An 18,782-nucleotide genomic window follows, 5' to 3' on the forward strand; every position below is an offset into this window, starting at 1 on the left:
CCGTGCCTTAAAATATATCAAGAAAAACAATGGATAAAATTATCAAATTTTTCGAATGGTTATAAACTTCATGTCACAAAATAGATTTGCTTCCTAAACAGATGGTGTCGAAAAAGCAGAAAATTGATGAAAAATTTGAAAAAATTGGGCAATTTTAGATCTCCTGCGCAAAAATCAGAGGATACTATTTTGATTTGACATACACTTTTATGCACAAAGTTAGTGGCGATCAAGCAGTGTCATGAAACTACATCGGTGCCGAATTTTGCTGTGATGAATAGCTAATGATATATAACATATTGTAATTATAATCTCATTGGACTTGTATTTCTTTCGATTGAATGAGATGGAACCCATAACCAAAAATTAACCAGAATAGCTGCCCAGCTTCAATTCGAAAAACATAGCCATTGGTTACCATGGATGTACAAATTGATGCTGCGATTGCAGATAAGAAGATAATTTTTACAAAATAAGTTCCTTGTGTGAGAAAGATTTCGTAGAGTAGAAGAATATTTGTAAAAATATAAACCAGAAGGCCAAAAACGCCAAGCATCATCAGTAAAGAGATGAAATCGTTGTGGGAAGACCACACCTCCTTTTCTCCACCAATAACCCTTTTTGATTCAGTTCCAAGACCGAAACCAAGCATTTTTTTGTATAGCGGGCTGTCTGTAAACAACTTGAGATTGTGGCTCCAAAGTTTAATACGTCCGCTGCTGGCAGTGTCCAGATTACGTTGCCGATCCCATGTGTCTGCCTTCCAGAAAATTGATTGAACCGTTGATGAGAATAAAATTCCAAATCCAACAATCAAGATAACTAATATAAAAAAGTATTTTCTGCGCCAAAAGAACAAGAGAGTCGACCAAAATAACAATAAAGTAAGAATCCCACTCCTTACATACGTATTCCAAAGTGTGTAGACGGACAGAAAAAACAGGATATGAACGAGATTTTGATAGATGATTTTTACATTTTTTTTATAAGTAAGAAATAAAGCGTAAATAAATGAAAATATAACCATTGAGTGAGCAGCAGTATGTGAGCCGACATACAAACCGGTTTGCCTTAAGACGCCGCTGCCATAAACATGATGTGAAGGCGACAGTTTCAATAACATAAAAATAGCACTGCCAACAATTGGTATTGTGAAACCAATAATTAACGCATTATTAATTGTTATGGCATCGTTTTTATCACGTGTAAAAGTTCTTGCAGCGAAATATCCAAAATAGGGTAAAATCAGTTCAGGCAGAGCAGTAGGATTAGAGCCCCATAATAAACTTGAAGTGGCATAAAGGCAAAAAACAACAATGACTACCCCCAATACATCCCATTTTATTTTCGAAAAACAAAGAAATAGTAATAGCAGGAAGATATATGAAAAACCTACTGGAATTAATTTATGAAGCGGCAGTGGGGTTCGGCCTTCTAAAATGGATACGATTGGACGAGAGAAGGCTGAAAGAAGTAAAATAAAAAAGCTGATAGATAGTAAGTTAAATCTCATTGAATGAAAATATATTAAAAAGGCTAAAATTAAGTATTATGAATAATTCGATCGCTATATAGATGTCTAACTTATTAACAATAATGATCTTAATACATTAATAACGAGCTATGAGCCTAAAAGGAATTTTATACAATTTAATGCTATTATAAATTTGAACAACTAGTTGCTGTGGAAAAATTGACAGTATGAGTAAAGGCAAAACAATCAATTGAGTTTTAATACGTAGGGAGTGCCTTAAATGTAACCTCGCCATTTCAGGTTGAAAATTATTCCATAGATATTTCTTAGCTAAAAAAATATGGTAAGTGGATAATTCCATATCTTGGTTTCTATTTGATAAAATTGATCTTAAAAAATCCTCATCTTCGTCGGAAATCGTATTCTTATAGATAGCGTTTTTAATGATTTCAAAAAATTTACTGTCGAGTTTCTTTCTTAAGCTGTTGGCGGAAGGTACAATCCTATATTGTATTAATGGTTCTTCGATATTATGAAAATTACCGAATTTGGCCATGCGGTTAAATAGAACCGTATCTTGTGCTTTAACCATTTTATTGCAATATTTTCCGGCTTTTAGAAATGCATCTTTTTTAAACATAACTGAGGGGTGAATAAATGGTGTGTTGGGCAAATTCTTTTTAATTTCGTTATTGTAAATTTTTTTGGCCGTTGTAAAAACGTAATTGCCGCTGTAATCAATATTTATGGCATTGCTCCCGACTGCAATGACATCAGGATTGTCAACCATAAATTCATACTGCCGTTGTAATCGATTCGGTAGAGAAATGTCATCCGCATCCATTCGAGCAATGAGATTCGTTTTCGATTTTTCTATCCCATTGTTCAACGCCCTTGCTAATCCCGTATTCCCCTGATCAATAATTAAAATACGTGGATCAGTGTAAGATTCAAGGATCTTCCTGCTTCTGTCTGTAGAACCATCATTTACGATGATAAATTCAAAATCAGAAAATGTCTGTCCAAGTATACTATCGATTGCATCGCTGAGATATTTTTCAGTATTATATACAGACATTACAACACTAATTTTAACAGTGTCCATTTACGATCCTTGAACTTTATAGGCTTAATCATACAGCTGAAATACATACCGATAAGTTTTTTACTCAATCGCAGATGACTTATAGGCGTGCCGTATTCGTTGGTAATTATTTTTCCCCCAAAAGGAAGCAAACAAGTGAAAAAATGATATTTTGTTGAATGGATAAATGACAATTCCTTTTAGCAAGTTTTTTCGACCTTGTTTCATCTTTCCCATTTGGCAGTATTGCGCTCCAAGGCATATATGCATAAGGCTCCAGCTTCTTTTTTTGGTCTTTAATAAATCCGAATATCGTCGCAAAATGACTTCTCTTCCGATTGTCTGTCCGGATAGATTTTCACTAAGGTGCTCGTATCCATGATGAAATTTTTTGGTTAATGGCTCATCAATATATTCAAAATCCCAATTCATTGCCAACCTGATAAAAAGATCCCTATCTTCCATATACCGCATGTTTTCATCGAACATCCCTATTTTATCAATACAAACTTTACGTATGATCAATGTGCTTGTCTGTATCGGATTCTTTATCATTAATTGGGAAAGAAGGCTCCCTCTCAATTTTTTAACCTTAGTTTCATTTAAAATAACATTTCCGGTTTTTCTTTCAATAATTAATGGCCTAGAATAAATTCCACAAACGTCAGGTTTTGCTAAATCTAGAATTCTTATTTGTTTTTCCAATTTATCGGGAAACCACTCATCGTCATCATCAAGAAATGCAATATATTTTCCGGTAGCGTTTTTCATTCCAAAATTCCTGGCTATGGAAGGTCCATTTTTTCCAGTATTTTGAAGATAATTTATTCTTTTATCGTTGAAACGTTTTATGACATTCGTTGTATGGTCGGTAGAATGGTCGTCGATAATAATTAATTCAAAATCTCTGAATGTTTGATTGAGAACGCTATGGACAGCTGATTGTAAGAGGTCCGCTCTATTGTGTGTCGGCAGAATAACACTTACTTTTCTCATCTATTCGATTCCCTGCTTTTATCTATTCAAAATATTGATTGTTAAAAGAATAGAAAGTCTCGAAGTCTTAAATTTAAACTAGTTGCTAATCACCAATTGGTTTTGTATAAGTTTTTTAACCGAAAATAATATTCAGGACTGAAAAGAGAAGCAAAAAACTGAAAATAGGCAATCTTAATAAAAGGGTAAACACATATTGATTTAAAAATATAGATCCGACCCTTCTTCATATTGTTTGTCTGACAATAGTGTACACCGAGGCTAAGTAAATATCTGCTCCATCGTTTCCTATCTTGCCTAAACAATTTTGGATATCTTTTAAAAAGTTTTTCCTTTCCTACAATTTGACCTTCTAAATTTTTACTAAGCTGATCAGTGCTATGCACATAATAATTTATTAAGGGCGATGGTAAATATTCGAATTTCCATTTTTTGGCTAATTTTATCCATAAGTCCAAGTCTTCCATGTAATGGATTGATTCATCAAATCTACCGACTTTTTCAAGGCAGGTTTTTTTAACCATAATTGTCGATGTATAAATTGGGCTTTTAATCACCAGTTGCCTGAGTAGGTTTTGTTTTGGATTAACGAAAATGGGGTTTCTTTTGATCAATTGGCCTGATTTCTTGTCCATATAATTGACATTAGTAAATACACCGCATACAGTCCCGGACGATTTGCGGAGAATATCGACCTGGTGCTGAAGTTTATCAGGCAACCATTCGTCATCGTCATCTAAAAATGCGACATACTCACCGTGAGCATGAGAGATGCCATTATTGCGGTTGCCACCCGGTCCTTTCGAACCTTTATTGGTAATATATCGTATTTTAGAATTATTTAATGAAATAACGACCTGTCTGGTGTCATCGGTTGAACCATCATCTGAAATGATCAATTCGAAATTTTGATAAGTTTGACGTAGAACACTTTTGATAGCAGGTAACAAATGCTCGACTCGGTTATAGGTAGGAATAATTACACTAACTTTTGGCATATAAAAGCTCATCGCTTATCAGGTCTTTTATTTTTGTTATGACAGCATTCCTATTATATTTCCTTGATATCAAGGATCTGGCAGACTGGCCGATTTCTTCACAACGATTTTTCTCTGTTAATAATTCTATACACGCAGAGGCGAATGGTTCTGGATAATTTCGAATTAAAATCTGCTCATTATCCTTCAAATCGATACCTTCGGCTCCGACCTCAGTGGCTACAATCGGCTTGCCGTACGAGGCTGCTTCCAATATCTTAATCCTTGTTCCACTGCCCGACAAAACCGGAACACAGACAACTCTTGTATTTTCGTACAATTCGGTTAGATTTTCAACAAATCCGACAAATTCCACACCAGGAACGTTCTTTTTATACATGGAAATTCTTTCCGGTGATGAACCGGCAATTATCAAGTTGGCAGATGGCAATTTTTTTCGAATGAGTGGCCATATCTTCTGGATAAGAAATTCGGCAGCCTGAACGTTGGGCCGGTGCTTATAGGTCCCTAAAAAAAGCAGACTCGGACTGGAGGGAATTTTTTGAACCGGGGGTATTTCAACGGCATTCGGGATGTTTAAGATCCCATCATGTTTCCATATGGTTTGCAGGTATCGTTGGTCTTCTTCTGAACAAACGAATGTACGCTTGGCCATTTTTATTGCTCTGTATTCACTAATACAGATTGCTGGAACCAATAATAAATTTAGCAGTTTTGACAAAAAGCCTTTAGAGTGTCGCAATCCTCGCAAAAAGGCGATATGTTCTATGTCATCCAAATCAAAAAAAATTGGAGGTAGCTTTTGTTTGGTTTTGAGCAGTGGGCACATAGAGACCAGGCGATGTACAACAACTGCATCCGGTTGTTTCTTCAAACACCTTTCAAATGCCATAACTTGCTCAATACCAGAGGTACTCTGATAGAACGGCAGGTTGTGCAATGATAAAATTGATTTTACTGTTCTCTTGATCCTTGACCTAACATCTTTTGCTTTTAAATATTTGCACAAATATAGTTTGATCGAAACGTTGAAATGATTTGAAAATTCTTTCTCCAATCTGAGTATTTCATTTTTAGAAACACATATATTTTCAGGCACATAATACAATAGATCGATATCTGCGATATTCTTGATTGCATCCAAAAGGGTATTGAAACGTTTGAATACACCATGAACATCTGTTGTTAAATTTTCAGGAAAATATCTCGAAACTAAAAGAAATCTCATGGTCAAAGATATTGAATATTGCGAATGATTTGGATGGTGAAATTTAAATATTAAACAAAGTTCAGTTATAAATAGCGATGGATGGAATCATCCCGAGAGATGCGAATATATAATTAATGTAACAAACATTTTCTATTATTAAAAAGTAGCTTTGCCGCCAACCGTGCAAACCTTGATTTTAAAGATATATCAGGTGAGTTGGGCCAATAATAATAAGGAAAATATTTTCCGACAAAAACAATTGCAACGGCTTTTTTAATCGGATTTTTTATTTTTCTTGCAAATTGATGGATTGAAACTCGGGTAAACAACTTCATTCCTTTCTGATAAATTTCTTTGCGATTCAGGGTATCCTGTAAATAGATCATGTCCAGTGCAATTCGAAAATCTTCACTCCAGCTAAGCACATTTGCATAATTTGTTCTTTGGCCGACATGTTTTCTAAAGCTTGATTTGATGTCTATAATATTCATAATAGGATTATTATTGGACAGTTTTATTATCGCAAATCCGTCTTCAAAAAGATTGTTTTTAGATTTAAAACCACCGATTTTTTTTAGAGCTTTGGTATTAAATAGCGTGCTACATAAATAAAATGATGTCTTCCAACTAACCCATGCTGCAAACATTTCTATAGGGTCATTAGTATAAACCTCGTTTGGTTCTTCCTGTATGATGTTGTCGTTTTTGTCAATAATCCTTGTGCCTGTACGGATAAACGCATATTTAGTTGAATAATCTGCCTCTTTCATACAAGTTGAAACAAAGTCGGAATCGATAAGATCATCATCATGCAACAAAAGAAAATAGTTACCATTTGCCTTTTCTAAACAAAAATTATAGTTCCGATTCGGGCCTATATTGGAATCCTGACGAAAATAGAGAATACGTTCATCCTGGAAACCGGTAACGATTTCCTTTGTATGGTCATTAGAGCAATTATCAGACACAATTATTTCAATATTTGAATAGTCTTGGTTGCATGCACACGAAATTGCGTTGGAAAGCGTACTATTTGCCCTATTGTATGTTGGAATGCCGATGGTAACAAGAGGGATTTTATTGTCCATGGATTTAGCCTTTTTATAATTAATTTTCATGATTGATTTTTAAGAACAATTTTTAAAAAATACGTCGATGTATTGCTTTAGCATTCCCACTAACTTATATGTTTCCAACTCATTTTTAAAAGACGGTTCGGTATAATATTTTATATTTTTAACCGGCGCTGAAATTCCAATTGGAAAAACGAGTCTTTTAAGTAATCCGAAAATTTTTATAATGTAGTCGCGTTTATTGTCCTGGTCGTAAATTGAACTGAATATCACATCAGATCTTCCTTGCCAATAATAACGTCTGATCAACCATGATTTATTAACACGATTTTTAGGAATCCTATGAAAAACAACGGCCTTGGGCGCATAATAAACAGTAAATCCTGCCTTGTTTACACGATAAAATATTTCTACTTCTTCATTTGATGCTAGGCAGTTTTTTATCCTTCCTAATTCTGGATTAAAGTCACCTATATTTTCAAAAACGCTCTTTCGAAAAGCCATATTGAGGCCATACGGGTGTTCAGGAAAAACCATCACTTTTTCTTTTTCACCGGAATTGGTTGAACCATAAACGTTAAAAATACTTTGGTTCATCCATTCTGGTTTCGCCGCCTCAAATTGGGGTATTGATTTTCCGCCAACGCATGATACTTCGGGATGTTCATCGAATATCTTTAAAAGCGCTTTAACCCAGTTCCTGTCAAAATAGATATCATCATCAGCAAACGCGATGATATCTTTTGATGCCTCCAATATACCTCTATTTCTAGCACTTGACAGGCCTGCTTTTTTTTCACAGAAGTAATTAACATTTTCGCTGCAGGAAGATTGGAAACTATCAACGATTTCAGATGTATCATCCGTTGATCCGTTATCCACAACGATAAGTTCGATATCTAAACCTGATTTTTCAACTTCGCGCCAACTATTCAGTGTTTCTGCGAGAACATTGGCACGGTTATATGAGCAGATAATCACTGAAATTGAATGCATAACCAAAATTCCAAATATTAGGTAGACGTTGGCAAAACGCCAATTTATTTTCTCAGAGATCAGTCTATAAGATAAAATACGGAAGGGAAGGTTTCAATTCCTGTGGATAAACGGAACGTTTTTCTTCCGCTCATAAGGCGAGATACACTGCTCTCCGGATCATCAATATCTCCGAAAGAAAGAGCCCCGCCACTGCAGGTTGCTACACAAAGTGGTGTTGCGTCGACGTCAAGACCAGGAATCAAGCCTTTTTCACAACCTGTGTCGATCCTGTCTGCACAGAAATTACATTTGGTGCAAACCCCTTCGCGCGATTCATGCTTCTGGTTGGAAGTAGGGCGGTCTATCGCTGATTGGAAATTATGCTGATATCGATAAATGGTCCTTGCATCGTAGGGGCATGCCAACACACAGTATCCGCAGCCAATACACTTTTCATAGTCGATATCTACGATGCCATCTTGTCTTTGAAAAGTTGCACCGGTAGGGCAAACTGATTTGCATGGAGGTTTCTCGCAGTGCATGCAGCTTCGTGTAAGAGTAAAACGTTTCCTGCTTTCGGGCAATGGTTTCGTTAAGGCGGCATGCTTGCGCCACATGCCTTCCGGGATATTGTTGCCTTGACTGCAAGCGACAATGCAGGCCTTGCATCCGATACATGAATTTAAATCGATAACCATTGCCCAGTGCGTCATCTTGGATTGTAAATCCTGTTCCTGATCATTGCTGTGTGTCGGCGGGAACTATTCATACAATATCGCCTTGATATGATCCGCCAGCCGCAAAACCAATGCAATCGTCGTAAGCACCGGATTGGCATAACCGCTTGTCGGGAAAACAGATGCTCCGCCGATATACAGATTGGCTATGCCATGAACTCGACAATCCGGATCGACGACCCCCTGGGAGGGACTTGAATGCATCCTTGTGGTGCCCATATGATGCCACCCGCCATGAATCCCTTTTGGTACCGCATTTCTCTGCGTTTCAATCAGCAAATGCCCTAAGCCGGACTTTTGCAGTACACGATCTAAAATTTCTTGGGCCCGCGTCATGGTATAGGTGTCCAACTCGGTGAGCTGCCAATCCAGCTTGATTCTCAATTGGCCCAATGCATCCTTCTCATCATCCAAAGAAACTCGACTTTGTGGATTCGGCGCTTGCTCCATCATGGGGTTCAACCGGTAGACCGTAATCTGCCTGGCACGGTCGAAAATATTCTTGTAGTGACTTGCGGTTGTTCGATAAATAAATTGGAGAATTGATTTAGGGTCGGCTGATAGCTTGCCAAAATGACGGATTATTTCCGCAAACGGGGCCTTTTTTTTCAGGTTGTTTTTAATCTCTATGCATGCAGCGACACCCGGCTTATCATATCCCATGAAATTTCTATAGCTGAGATCATAGTCCGGATGAATGGATGTAACCCAATTGAGGAGCTTTTCATTTCTTAGTGTATGTTCGCTTAACGCAATTTTTCCCATGACCGCGGTTTGGTGCTTTTTGAAAATCCCGTACAGCGCTGTTGCATTGGACACCTTGATATTTTCAGGGAAAAAAGCACTGCACCATAAATGAGGGTGCTCCATAAAATAACGGCCTACCAGATCGTTACCATTACCCAGTCCTGTGGATTGAATTTTATTCGACAGCAGCAGCAGGCGTGGTACTTCCAGGCCACCCATAGCCAGAATGTATATTTTAGCTGCTATTGAGAATCTGTTCCCATTCAGGCATTTAACCTTAATCCGTCTGACTTCATTCGCTTGTTCATTGGTTTCAATTTCTACAGCGTTGCCATGTAAAAATGTCCGTATATTGTCTGCCTTTTTAACCGCATCTGCATAATCCTTGAAAAAAACATTACGATCGCCAAACTGAAAAATCGTCGTGTTGATCCGATCGTCTTTGAATTTCAGTTCATCGCGGATGCCCGGATCAATCCAATTTTGCGGTTCATAGCGATATGGGCCAATTCGGCAAACCTGTTGGGCCCGTTTATAATAGGGGTCCAAATAGTTTTTATTGAAAGGCCAGCCACTATGCGGCACCCAATCCCTCACTTCAAAATCGATTGGGTCCATGGGCCTTAACCTTACCCCCATACCGCGATCAGGCAGGTTTATGATCCAAAAATGACTTGTACCGCCTAAAAACCGAGCTCGGGCGCTATCCAACGAATAATATGGTAGGCCCACATTTTTGCCCCAGTTCAACGACTGAGTCGCCTTATCGGCTTTCTCTCCCCCACTCTCCAAAATGCAGAGATCGACTTTGGTACCGATAAACTCCTGGGCAACCGTAAGCCCTGCTACGCCGGCGCCAACAATGCAGACATCTGCCCTAATCAGCTTGTTCTCTTCTATCGTCCTGGAATCTATAAACATTCAGGAATCGTTGCTCTTATAAAACCCGCAGCTTGTGTTTAAAATGCGCTTTCTCTGCTCCCATGAGACAAAATCCTATAAGAAATATCAGCCCGGCATGGAACAGCTTCAGAACGCCGCCTGGCTTTATGCTTTAAATTTGTCTGCCAAATCATTTCTCATTTTTATAGCTTTTGCAGGAGTCCCCGCGGCGATGGCGTTCTCCGGGATATTTTGGGTCACAATTGATCCCGCCGCAATAACAGCGCCATCTCCAATTTCTACACCGCCTAAAACAATCACACCGACGCCCAGCCACGCCTCGCGGCCAATGGTAATGGGGCCTTTGGATTCAAGAGGCTGCTCCATAATCGGCCGGCCGGGAGCTATGCCGTGATCGTATGGATACAAGGCACAATTCGGTGCGATCATGGTACCGCTGCCAATCCGAATGGAGGAAACATAGGCATTCAGTTGACAGCGTGGATGGATACTGACCTCATCTTCAAGGAGGATGCTGCCACCATGCGCTGTTTCCAAAATGGTATGTCTGAATATATTAACCTGGCTGCCCAATTCAACAGGCCCACCGCCTGAATTTTCAAATATGATCGCGTGCTCACCGATGAACACGTTCGGCCCCATTTTCAATTTGGAATGATAAATAGTGGCGTTAGGTTCAATAAAACCGTGAGCATTCATTCTGGCCAGGTAGACCCTTGCCTTGTGCGGCGGCGCAAACCAGGAGGCCAATCGGGATGCTGTCCTTCCGACCGCAGTCGGGCCAGCATAGTGCATCCAGAAACGGATCCAGCGCTTTGAGAATGCGTGATAAATTCGGTTGTGGTCTTTAGTGTTCCAGGATTGAAAGTCCATATTTTAATTGCCCCTTGCATCCGCCCCACAAAGGCAACCGGATTTCGCTCTAATCTGTGTCCGCCTGGAAAACAATAGGGCGATAATAACCAGCGGCCAGAATGATGCCAATCTTCTGGCAAACGCTTCCAAAAAACAGCAGTCCCCCTGATATTAGGTATAGACCCTGCGAGAGAAGGGCAAACCTGTCGGAACCAATTGACAAAAAAAGTAGAAGCATGAAGCAAAGGGGCACAATGTGCCCCAATCCACCGATTAGCAGCAATGCAAAGGGCCGCCTAAGAAAGTCTACCGATTTTCTGAACTCTTCCCTACACTGCCCAAAGAGGTAAAAGCCCCAAAGCAGAAGATTACAAAAAGAAAAAACAATGAAAAACAGTGTTGGAATCTTGGCCGTTGCTGAATCGGCATGGGTGTTGATTAACACCAGTCCATTAGCAGCTATCATGCCCGATGTAACAAAAAGTATTGGGATCAGCCTTTCGTTCCAGGCGCTTACTGCGACGGCACCGAACACCATGAACCCTTGACTGAGCAGCAGGATTAAGGCTGCCGTCCCTCCTGCTGCAGTAATCCATTTGAGCGGGTAAAAATAGCTGATCAAGGCAAAAATAATGAAGTTTACACCGGCAAAACTCTCGATCGACATCCACGAAGAACCCATGTTGCTGAATAAACGGTATGCCCTCGCCGGCCTACCGGCTTCCATGGATAGAAAAAAAAAGCCGCTGCAGACAATGATTGCTGCCAGTAACTGGAATGGAATGATCTGCACTTCGACCGGCCATTTACCGCCGAAAACCGGAAAGAGCGCGCCGAACAGATATACGCCGGCACCTGCACCACCCAACGTCAGGTTGACAACTGCCGGCCATTTCCATGTCCGTTGCCGAGAAGACTGTAAGATTTTCAAAAAGGACAATTCGACGTCCATTGTGCAGGGACCAACCAACGGGTCGATAAAATAGCTATTATTTTTAAAAGTTAGGGATTATTGGCTATCCGGTTTAACGAATAACTTTGGTGGGGTGGGTGAGGGGGCGGGTCTTTTAGACAAGCCCCCTAATTTTTTAAGCGTACCACTCTGGCAAGATGGAACCGAAAATGGTCTGAAAATGCCGGTGAACGCTACTTCCCATATACAACGGCGTAGTTGCTGCGGTATTCGGAAGATGAGCCCGGTCCGTAATTGCCGCCCAAATTGACGCACTGGCCAGCATCAAACATTTTTCGGTACAGCTTCATTGACGGCTGTGTGCTCAAAGAGGTTTGGATATCACCGTATCTCGTATATCGTTCCCATCCATTCAACCAATCCGGTACCGAAGCGGACCTGCTGTCAAAAAGGACATATACCCACCATGATACCGGCGTAGTGAATTTTATATATCCACTGGCTGAGTTGTCATACTTTTCATCGTTGGGCGTTTGAATCAGCGTTCGACCCAGCATCCAATCCGGAATGCCACCCGTGATTGTATAGCTGCGGTCAGTATAGTACGAGACCCCAACTATCATCGAGGTCGTGTTAAAATCGCCGTCCAGTGTGCAAGTGACCGGACTGCTGGTTCCGTTGCCGTAAAAGACAATGTAATTACTGACAACGCTACCGGTAAAACCTGGTGCCTTGTTGGCCCCGAAATTAATGATATCCCCAGCATCATAGTCTTTGCTATATATTTTCAAAGACGGCTGTGTCGACAAGGATGTCAGAATCGTATCCCCCGTATCCAGAAAATCGTTCAGCCAGGTGGGTACACTAATGGCCCGACTGTCATAGGCCACATATACTGTTCCGTCATACGGCATGGTAAAACTTAAATAATCGCTGGAATCAGTGCGGTTCCGATCGTCGTTCGGAGTGATTATCGTTTCCATCCCCTCGTACCAGGTAGGTACGTTGGTTAGCTGATAGTCCCTATCCGTGTAATACTCAACACCCGTAATGAGTGTGGTTTCAGCAAACCTTGAATCAAGCTCGCCGGGGGGCGTCGTAGAGGTGTCATCTCCGGTTGTCCGTGCGCTTTCATCCGGTCCGATGCCCGATGGGAAATAGGAGCTATCCTTGGTCAATATAAATCGGTCCAATTCGAAGCCATCTTCCCGCATGGCGACCATGATTGTGTGCTCGCCCGCAGAAAGATCCAGGTAAAGTGCGTTATAGATGCCACAGTGTTCGGCATCGGTACGGCGATTGCCGGACCACTGCCAGAGGTTCCAGTCCCCGCACCATTGCGCCGAACTGCCTGAAGTCGGCCATTGGCCGTCGTATCCAAAGTGAACGCCGTTGTCTTCTGTACCGGTCCAGATCGATCTAGCGCGAATATAGTAGCGCCCGGCCGAGTTTATCTTGACCGGATAGTTCATACGGGGGGCATTATTCCCGGTTGCGAAAAAATTGACGTTTTCCTGCAAGGGATCCTCATGGGTCACACGGGTATCAGGCAGGGCTTCAACATATTTCCCATTTCCGGCACCTGAGGTGTGGGCGCCGTCGGGATCAGGCGTGGGCGACGACGATCTGGGAAAAATATACCAGTCCCGAACGCCGGTGTTCGCTTTGGACTCGTAATTTTCCGCTTCTATGACAACTCGCCCATCGACTTCCACGAATGGATCAGCGGCAAAAGCATTCAAACCGGAAAACAAGAAGAGTGCCATTATACTCAGCAGCAGCGTGTTCCGAGCATGTGGCAGAGATAAGCTTCCCATTGAAACTCCTTTCTGAAAAATCGGCTGCAGATAGCCTGTGAAATGTTGTTCTGTGGATGCCAACGGAACCAACCGGGATAGCATCAGCAATTGCATAAACCCAAAGAAAAATTCAAACTGTATTCGCAATTCCAATGCCAAATCATAATCGATTTGGCATAAATCTTAACTATTCGTTTATAAAACACAATTATCTGAAATTGATCTCCGTTTTGATCGATGAAAAACATAGTGGGAAAAAATGGTAACCAGTCAGTGCAAAAATGGTAACCAACTCATTGGCAAAATTATCGAGAGAGCTTTGAAAACCGGTTTATAAACTTCATGTTAGGTGTTTGCAGGACATGCCTATATCAATATTTTATTTCCGTCAATGATTGCTTTTTCGGTACTCAAATACCGTCAGCCACCGGTGGATCAGGAGCCGGTTTATATTGGGTCGTCCATTTTAGCATCGGCCTTACGATTCCCGGAAAACTCCTGGCATAATCACCTCGAGCGGAATCGCCCTCCATGCTATCGACCACTTGAAAGGCAATTGCAGATTTTTCCATGAATTGGACGTTATCCGGATTCAGCGTCAATAGGTTGCAATTTACAAAAATCATCCCTTCTGCAAGCATGTTTCCGGGGATATGAACGATGCTGATGAACCGTCCCTGGGGGCGGGGCTTACGCCGCCAGTCGGGGTCAAGATCCACGGCCGTAAAAATACGCAACCCCTCCTCGTTGTTGAAGGCAAATATCGGCAGCAGCACGAAGCCGTCTTTAAACACATCGTATGCCATTTCCACTGTAACTGGTTGCCGGATGTCGATATAGTCCGTGACCCTGCCGTCGCTTGCTTTTATTCTTGCGGATCTTAGACGGGCAACATTGCCACCGGGTGCTTTTTCCTGGTCCGACCACTCTCGAGCAGCCATCGTACCATATCCCGATGTCAGGTAGTGACTGACCACCTGATCTGGAGAACCGTCCTTTACGATCTTGCCCTCTTCAAGCAACATGACCCGGTTGCACAATCTCGTGACTGCAGCCATGTCATGGGAGACGAAAACGACGGTGCGGCCCCTTCCGCCGACATCTTCCATCTTGCTCAAACACTTTTTCTGGAAATCTGCATCCCCAACAGCAAGGACTTCATCGATGATCAGAATGTCCGGTTCCAGATGAGCTGCTACCGAAAATGCCAGTCGTACTTTCATTCCACTGGAATAGCGTTTAACCGGTGTATCAATAAATTTTTCTATCCCTGAAAAAGCGACGATCTCATCAAATTTACGATCGACCTCCGCTTTTTTCATTCCCAATATCGTACCATTCAGATAAACATTTTCCCTTCCGGTCAATTCATTGTGGAAACCGGTACCGACTTCCAAAAGGCTTGAGATCCTCCCTCGAACCCTGGCACGGCCGCGAGTTGGATGGGTAATTCTGCACAAGATCTTTAACAGGGTCGATTTGCCCGCGCCGTTGCGGCCGATAAAACCGACGACCTCACCTTTTTTAACCTCAAACGAAAGATCCTTCACCGCCCATAAAATGTCGGAATCCGTTTTGTCCGGTTGTTCACTGGCGGACACTTCGGCTTCCTTGAAATGGTAGAGGGCGCGGTACCTTTTAAAATTTTTGATGGGACTTTTAACGAATCCAAAAAGGGTTTGCGCAAGATTGTCCCTGATCTCGTTTCTACTTCCGATTCTGTATATTTTGCTTATTTTTTCTACTTTAATGGATAGATCCTGATCCAAAATCTGGGTCCCCTTGAGCATTTGATAAGCCGATTCAACTAAAAAATGGTTAGGTTGCCACTGCCGGACGAGTTAAATAACGTCTACAAACACTTTCTCCATATGCGTAAAATAAAGCGCGCCGCTGATCAGCAAGACCGTAGCTGTAATCAATCCTGGCCAAATGAAAGCCCAAGGCATTGGCACTCCCAATAAACAGGCCCTGAAACCCTCGATGGTACCCACAATTGGATTCAGGGAATACAAAAGGCGCCATTGATTGGGGATGTTTGAAGCAGAATAAACAATCGGTGCCGTATACATAAGGATTCGGGTCACGAAACTCATGGCATATTTTACATCCCGATAGCGGATTGCCATTGCCGACAGCCAGAAACCTACACCTGCGGCGATACAGGCCATATGTAAAATAAAAAGCGGGAGCATCAGCAGGTTCCATGTGGGAACAATTTTGTAATAAACCAGTGCAAATAGGACTATGACAAGGGAAATAAAAAAATCGACCATCTTGGACAAGACAGCCGTTAGCGGAAATATCAATCGGGGAAAATATACCTTCCCGAGAATATGCTGCCCGATCACCAAGCTCTGGCTGGATTGTACCATGGCTTGCGACATATATGTCCATGGGATAATCGCGACAGTCGAAAAAAGAAAATAGGGGATTCCATCTGTATTTATTTTAGCAACCTTACCGAAAACAATGGTAAATACGATTATTTGTGTCATTGGCTGAATGATGGCCCAAAGAAAACCCAGAATGGTCTGGGCATACAAAACTTTTATATCCCGCCAAATAAGGAAGAGAAGAAGATCGCGGTACTCACGAAGTTCTTTGAAATTGACGAGACCCCACCCTGATTTGGGTTCAATCGTGGTTATGATTTCATCACCCATATTCATGGTGTTTTGATTATTCAATTGGCGCGCCACGTTTACCAATTCCTTGGTGATTTTCATTTTAAACTTTTAGATTTCTGTAATTTACAGGATTTATAGACACAAACTTCAAAAAGAGAACAAGGTTGTGAGAAAACTGAGAGAAAAGTTGCTTAACGGTATGCATACATTTCTCTGAAAACCAAAAAAGGCGAATACTCCGGCATCTAAAAGTTATTGAAAATACAGATTTTGTTCATCCCTCAGTTTGTCGCAGAGCCGGCCTTTCGGCAAGATAACGTTATCATATGTGACTGGCTGATCGATTGGAATATCCGTTGACAAACGGCATCCCTCGCTGAGCCCCATGGGCAATAGATTCTCCTTTTGGCTAACCTCTACATTTTCGAGCATCCCATAGCAGGTAAACCCGCCGATGCCGTCGAGCATGTCACCGGCCTTGAGGTTTCGTTTTGCCACCGTAATGACATCGCACACTGGGCCTGACACAGGTGCAATGGCCGCGTCATGAAACAAAACCGCTCTAGCCACTGTCAGGGGCACCTCAAGATGAGGAAGATGATAGGGAACGTAAAACGGATAGATGGGGCCAGCGCCCATTTTAAAATACTTCATATAATTGCGCCGCTCCGGATGATCGTTATGGCCCAATACAAACACACCTGGTCCGGGTTCGGCACCGATGATGTAATCCACCAGACCGCCGCCCATCAATTGGTCGAGAGGAAAAAGATCAACAGCCTCATTGACATGTTTGCAGCGCGGTCCGTACATTCCTCGTTTTCCGGCTTTAAAGCCCGTGGCGTTGGCTACCACCGCATTCTCCATGGAAATTTTGGTTCCGTCGGCAAACGATGTGGCCATTTCCGGAGAGAGCCCGTGGGCCTCGGCGAATCCTTTCTGGGTTTCCGGCGTCCGGTAATAATCCTGCAGCCCTTTGATGTTACCAACCAATACCGGATCGTAACCGATTGATTTGACAAATCGATAGAGATTCATCATTACGCCGGGCTGATCACCATCGGCGTTAGTGACGACAACGCCGGCCCTGTCGGCGTAGACTTTGAGAATCGGCCCTACGGTCGCATCCAGTTCCGCATTCATCAGGATCATGTGTTTTTTGTTTTTAATCCCGTTCAAAGCCACATGCGCGCTATACTCCACATGTCCGGTCGCTTCGATTATCGCCTCGATACCCTCCGCCTCACAAAGCAGGTGTGGATCGTCGGTGACGGCATAAACACCTTTTAAGACGGCTTCGTTGAGCTGTGAGACATTTTCCACGGTTTGCACCGAGCCAACGCCTGCTTCACGGTAAGCCCGTTCAGCCGCCGAAAGGGTCCGGTTGGCAATCGCCGCCACCGTCATCCCCGGAAGGTAGCGTTCGATTTGCAAGGTGATGCCGCGTCCGATATACCCGGCGCCCACCAGCCCGACCTTAATCGGGTTATTGTTATCGTGTCTTTTTCTCAAGGCGGTGTCGACGATAATCATCGCTTCTCCTTTTCGGCAGTTATTTGCGTCATCGCTGCAACAAGGCTTTCCGGTGTACCGATATCAATATAGCGGCCCTCGTCAAAAATCACGCTGGCCACGTTCAGGCCCGAATCCAAGGCCGTCTGGATAACATTGCCGACATAATACTCACGGCGGCGGCCCTTGGGGACGGCGTTGTATTCTTCTGCCACCAAGGGTTCGGCGTCATCCAGTGCACGTTGCATAAACCTTGTAAACGTCGGCGACCAAACGGCAATAATCCATGTAAAGGTCAATGTCGTTGCCGCCGGTTTTATGTCAATCCCTTGAATACCGCCATTGCGGTCGAGGCGGACCATATCCATCTTCGACGGGTCCGATGCCCGGTACAATCCCATAACCAGATCGGCGCCGGAGGCACTTTGCTTTTCAAGCAGACGGGAAAATGCGTTCACCGGTGTAAAGCGAATATCGGGAAACCCGAACAAAACAGTCGCATCACGAACAAAGGGAAAGGCCTGCCTAAGACTGAATGGTGCACCATAGGGGCAATCGGTAACCACATAGGCTAGATCAGCGCCTGTCAACCGGCCCGGGCCAAAATAGGCTGGGATGTCCCATTTCTCGCGATTAATCACGATAAAGGCTTTACCGGCGCCGGCCCTGACCATGCTTTCCAGCAAATACTGACTGATCGCTTTGGGGCGGAGGGCATCTTCCCCCTGGCCTGTCCCCAGTGCCTGCAGTCCAACCGGAAGCAGTTCTTTGCTGCAAGGCAGCGGCTGGATGCGGCTGGCTTTCCCTGCCGCGGGCAACAGACCGATTAATTCGTTCCTCAGCGCGCCTCTAATCTTAACCATTGACCGTCGA

Annotated in this window: 16 protein-coding genes; all 16 read right to left on the reverse strand. The window is 42.6% G+C overall.

Features of this window, described 5'->3' with window-relative positions; genetic code table 11:
- Window positions 1-313: 313 nt before the first annotated feature.
- A complete protein-coding gene (locus GN111_RS25075; protein ID WP_155306384.1) occupies window positions 314-1,513 on the reverse strand; it encodes an O-antigen ligase family protein in 1,200 nt (399 codons plus the stop codon).
- Window positions 1,514-1,610: 97 nt separating this feature from the next.
- Window positions 1,611-2,579, reverse strand: a complete 969-nt coding sequence (locus GN111_RS25080) for a glycosyltransferase (RefSeq protein ID WP_155306385.1) — start codon at window positions 2,577-2,579, stop codon at window positions 1,611-1,613.
- Window positions 2,580-2,639: 60 nt separating this feature from the next.
- On the reverse strand, window positions 2,640-3,554 hold the full coding sequence (locus tag GN111_RS25085) for a glycosyltransferase family 2 protein (RefSeq protein ID WP_155306386.1): 915 nt from the start codon (window positions 3,552-3,554) through the stop codon (window positions 2,640-2,642).
- An 89-nt stretch (window positions 3,555-3,643) separates the two neighbouring features.
- Window positions 3,644-4,552 (reverse strand): glycosyltransferase family 2 protein, encoded by a 909-nt coding sequence (locus tag GN111_RS25090; RefSeq protein ID WP_170302457.1) that lies wholly within the window; start codon window positions 4,550-4,552, stop codon window positions 3,644-3,646.
- A complete protein-coding gene (locus GN111_RS25095) occupies window positions 4,539-5,780 on the reverse strand; it encodes a glycosyltransferase (RefSeq protein WP_155306388.1) in 1,242 nt (413 codons plus the stop codon). Before GN111_RS25095 ends, GN111_RS25090 begins: the two co-directional genes overlap by 14 nt.
- A gap of 113 nt (window positions 5,781-5,893) precedes the next feature.
- Window positions 5,894-6,850, reverse strand: coding sequence for a glycosyltransferase family 2 protein (locus GN111_RS25100; protein WP_170302458.1), 957 nt, complete (start codon window positions 6,848-6,850; stop codon window positions 5,894-5,896).
- Between the two features lie 39 nt (window positions 6,851-6,889).
- The gene (locus GN111_RS25105) at window positions 6,890-7,831 is read right to left on the reverse strand and encodes a glycosyltransferase family 2 protein (protein WP_155306390.1); all 942 of its coding nucleotides are present in this window, start codon (window positions 7,829-7,831) and stop codon (window positions 6,890-6,892) included.
- 59 nt (window positions 7,832-7,890) lie between these two features.
- Window positions 7,891-8,526, reverse strand: a complete 636-nt coding sequence (locus GN111_RS25110; protein ID WP_155306391.1) for a 4Fe-4S dicluster domain-containing protein — start codon at window positions 8,524-8,526, stop codon at window positions 7,891-7,893.
- A 48-nt stretch (window positions 8,527-8,574) separates the two neighbouring features.
- Window positions 8,575-10,218, reverse strand: coding sequence for a GMC oxidoreductase (locus GN111_RS25115; protein ID WP_155306392.1), 1,644 nt, complete (start codon window positions 10,216-10,218; stop codon window positions 8,575-8,577).
- A 126-nt stretch (window positions 10,219-10,344) separates the two neighbouring features.
- Entirely contained in the window at window positions 10,345-11,073 is a 729-nt protein-coding gene (locus tag GN111_RS25120; protein WP_197740422.1) for an acyltransferase, read from the reverse strand.
- A 49-nt stretch (window positions 11,074-11,122) separates the two neighbouring features.
- Entirely contained in the window at window positions 11,123-12,007 is an 885-nt protein-coding gene (locus GN111_RS25125; protein ID WP_155306393.1) for a dimethyl sulfoxide reductase anchor subunit, read from the reverse strand.
- A 194-nt stretch (window positions 12,008-12,201) separates the two neighbouring features.
- Complete coding sequence (locus tag GN111_RS25130; protein WP_155306394.1) at window positions 12,202-13,785, reverse strand: hypothetical protein; 1,584 nt, start codon at window positions 13,783-13,785, stop codon at window positions 12,202-12,204.
- Between the two features lie 392 nt (window positions 13,786-14,177).
- A complete protein-coding gene (locus GN111_RS25135; RefSeq protein ID WP_231715553.1) occupies window positions 14,178-15,536 on the reverse strand; it encodes an ABC transporter ATP-binding protein in 1,359 nt (452 codons plus the stop codon).
- Window positions 15,537-15,608: 72 nt separating this feature from the next.
- A complete protein-coding gene (locus tag GN111_RS25140; RefSeq protein WP_231715554.1) occupies window positions 15,609-16,496 on the reverse strand; it encodes an ABC transporter permease in 888 nt (295 codons plus the stop codon).
- 153 nt (window positions 16,497-16,649) lie between these two features.
- Window positions 16,650-17,930 carry an NAD(P)H-dependent oxidoreductase gene (locus GN111_RS25145; RefSeq protein WP_155306396.1) on the reverse strand — a complete coding sequence of 427 codons (1,281 nt, stop codon included), beginning with the start codon at window positions 17,928-17,930 and terminating at the stop codon, window positions 16,650-16,652.
- Window positions 17,927-18,772 (reverse strand): nucleotidyltransferase family protein, encoded by an 846-nt coding sequence (locus tag GN111_RS25150; protein WP_155306397.1) that lies wholly within the window; start codon window positions 18,770-18,772, stop codon window positions 17,927-17,929. The genes GN111_RS25145 and GN111_RS25150 overlap by 4 nt, the downstream gene beginning before the upstream one ends.
- Window positions 18,773-18,782: the final 10 nt, after the last annotated feature.

The sequence above is a fragment of the Desulfosarcina widdelii genome (assembly GCF_009688965.1).
Classification (GTDB): Bacteria; Desulfobacterota; Desulfobacteria; order Desulfobacterales; family Desulfosarcinaceae; genus Desulfosarcina; species Desulfosarcina widdelii.

Coding starts and splice junctions, on each gene's coding strand:
- GN111_RS25075 (WP_155306384.1), bottom strand. CDS start 1,513: ATGAGATTTAACTTACTATCTATCAGCTTTTTTATTTTACTTCTTTCA.
- GN111_RS25080 (WP_155306385.1), bottom strand. CDS start 2,579: ATGGACACTGTTAAAATTAGTGTTGTAATGTCTGTATATAATACTGAA.
- GN111_RS25085 (WP_155306386.1), bottom strand. CDS start 3,554: ATGAGAAAAGTAAGTGTTATTCTGCCGACACACAATAGAGCGGACCTC.
- GN111_RS25090 (WP_170302457.1), bottom strand. CDS start 4,552: ATGCCAAAAGTTAGTGTAATTATTCCTACCTATAACCGAGTCGAGCAT.
- GN111_RS25095 (WP_155306388.1), bottom strand. CDS start 5,780: ATGAGATTTCTTTTAGTTTCGAGATATTTTCCTGAAAATTTAACAACA.
- GN111_RS25100 (WP_170302458.1), bottom strand. CDS start 6,850: ATGGACAATAAAATCCCTCTTGTTACCATCGGCATTCCAACATACAAT.
- GN111_RS25105 (WP_155306390.1), bottom strand. CDS start 7,831: ATGCATTCAATTTCAGTGATTATCTGCTCATATAACCGTGCCAATGTT.
- GN111_RS25110 (WP_155306391.1), bottom strand. CDS start 8,526: ATGACGCACTGGGCAATGGTTATCGATTTAAATTCATGTATCGGATGC.
- GN111_RS25115 (WP_155306392.1), bottom strand. CDS start 10,218: ATGTTTATAGATTCCAGGACGATAGAAGAGAACAAGCTGATTAGGGCA.
- GN111_RS25120 (WP_197740422.1), bottom strand. CDS start 11,073: ATGGACTTTCAATCCTGGAACACTAAAGACCACAACCGAATTTATCAC.
- GN111_RS25125 (WP_155306393.1), bottom strand. CDS start 12,007: ATGGACGTCGAATTGTCCTTTTTGAAAATCTTACAGTCTTCTCGGCAA.
- GN111_RS25130 (WP_155306394.1), bottom strand. CDS start 13,785: ATGGGAAGCTTATCTCTGCCACATGCTCGGAACACGCTGCTGCTGAGT.
- GN111_RS25140 (WP_231715554.1), bottom strand. CDS start 16,496: ATGAAAATCACCAAGGAATTGGTAAACGTGGCGCGCCAATTGAATAAT.
- GN111_RS25145 (WP_155306396.1), bottom strand. CDS start 17,930: ATGATTATCGTCGACACCGCCTTGAGAAAAAGACACGATAACAATAAC.
- GN111_RS25150 (WP_155306397.1), bottom strand. CDS start 18,772: ATGGTTAAGATTAGAGGCGCGCTGAGGAACGAATTAATCGGTCTGTTG.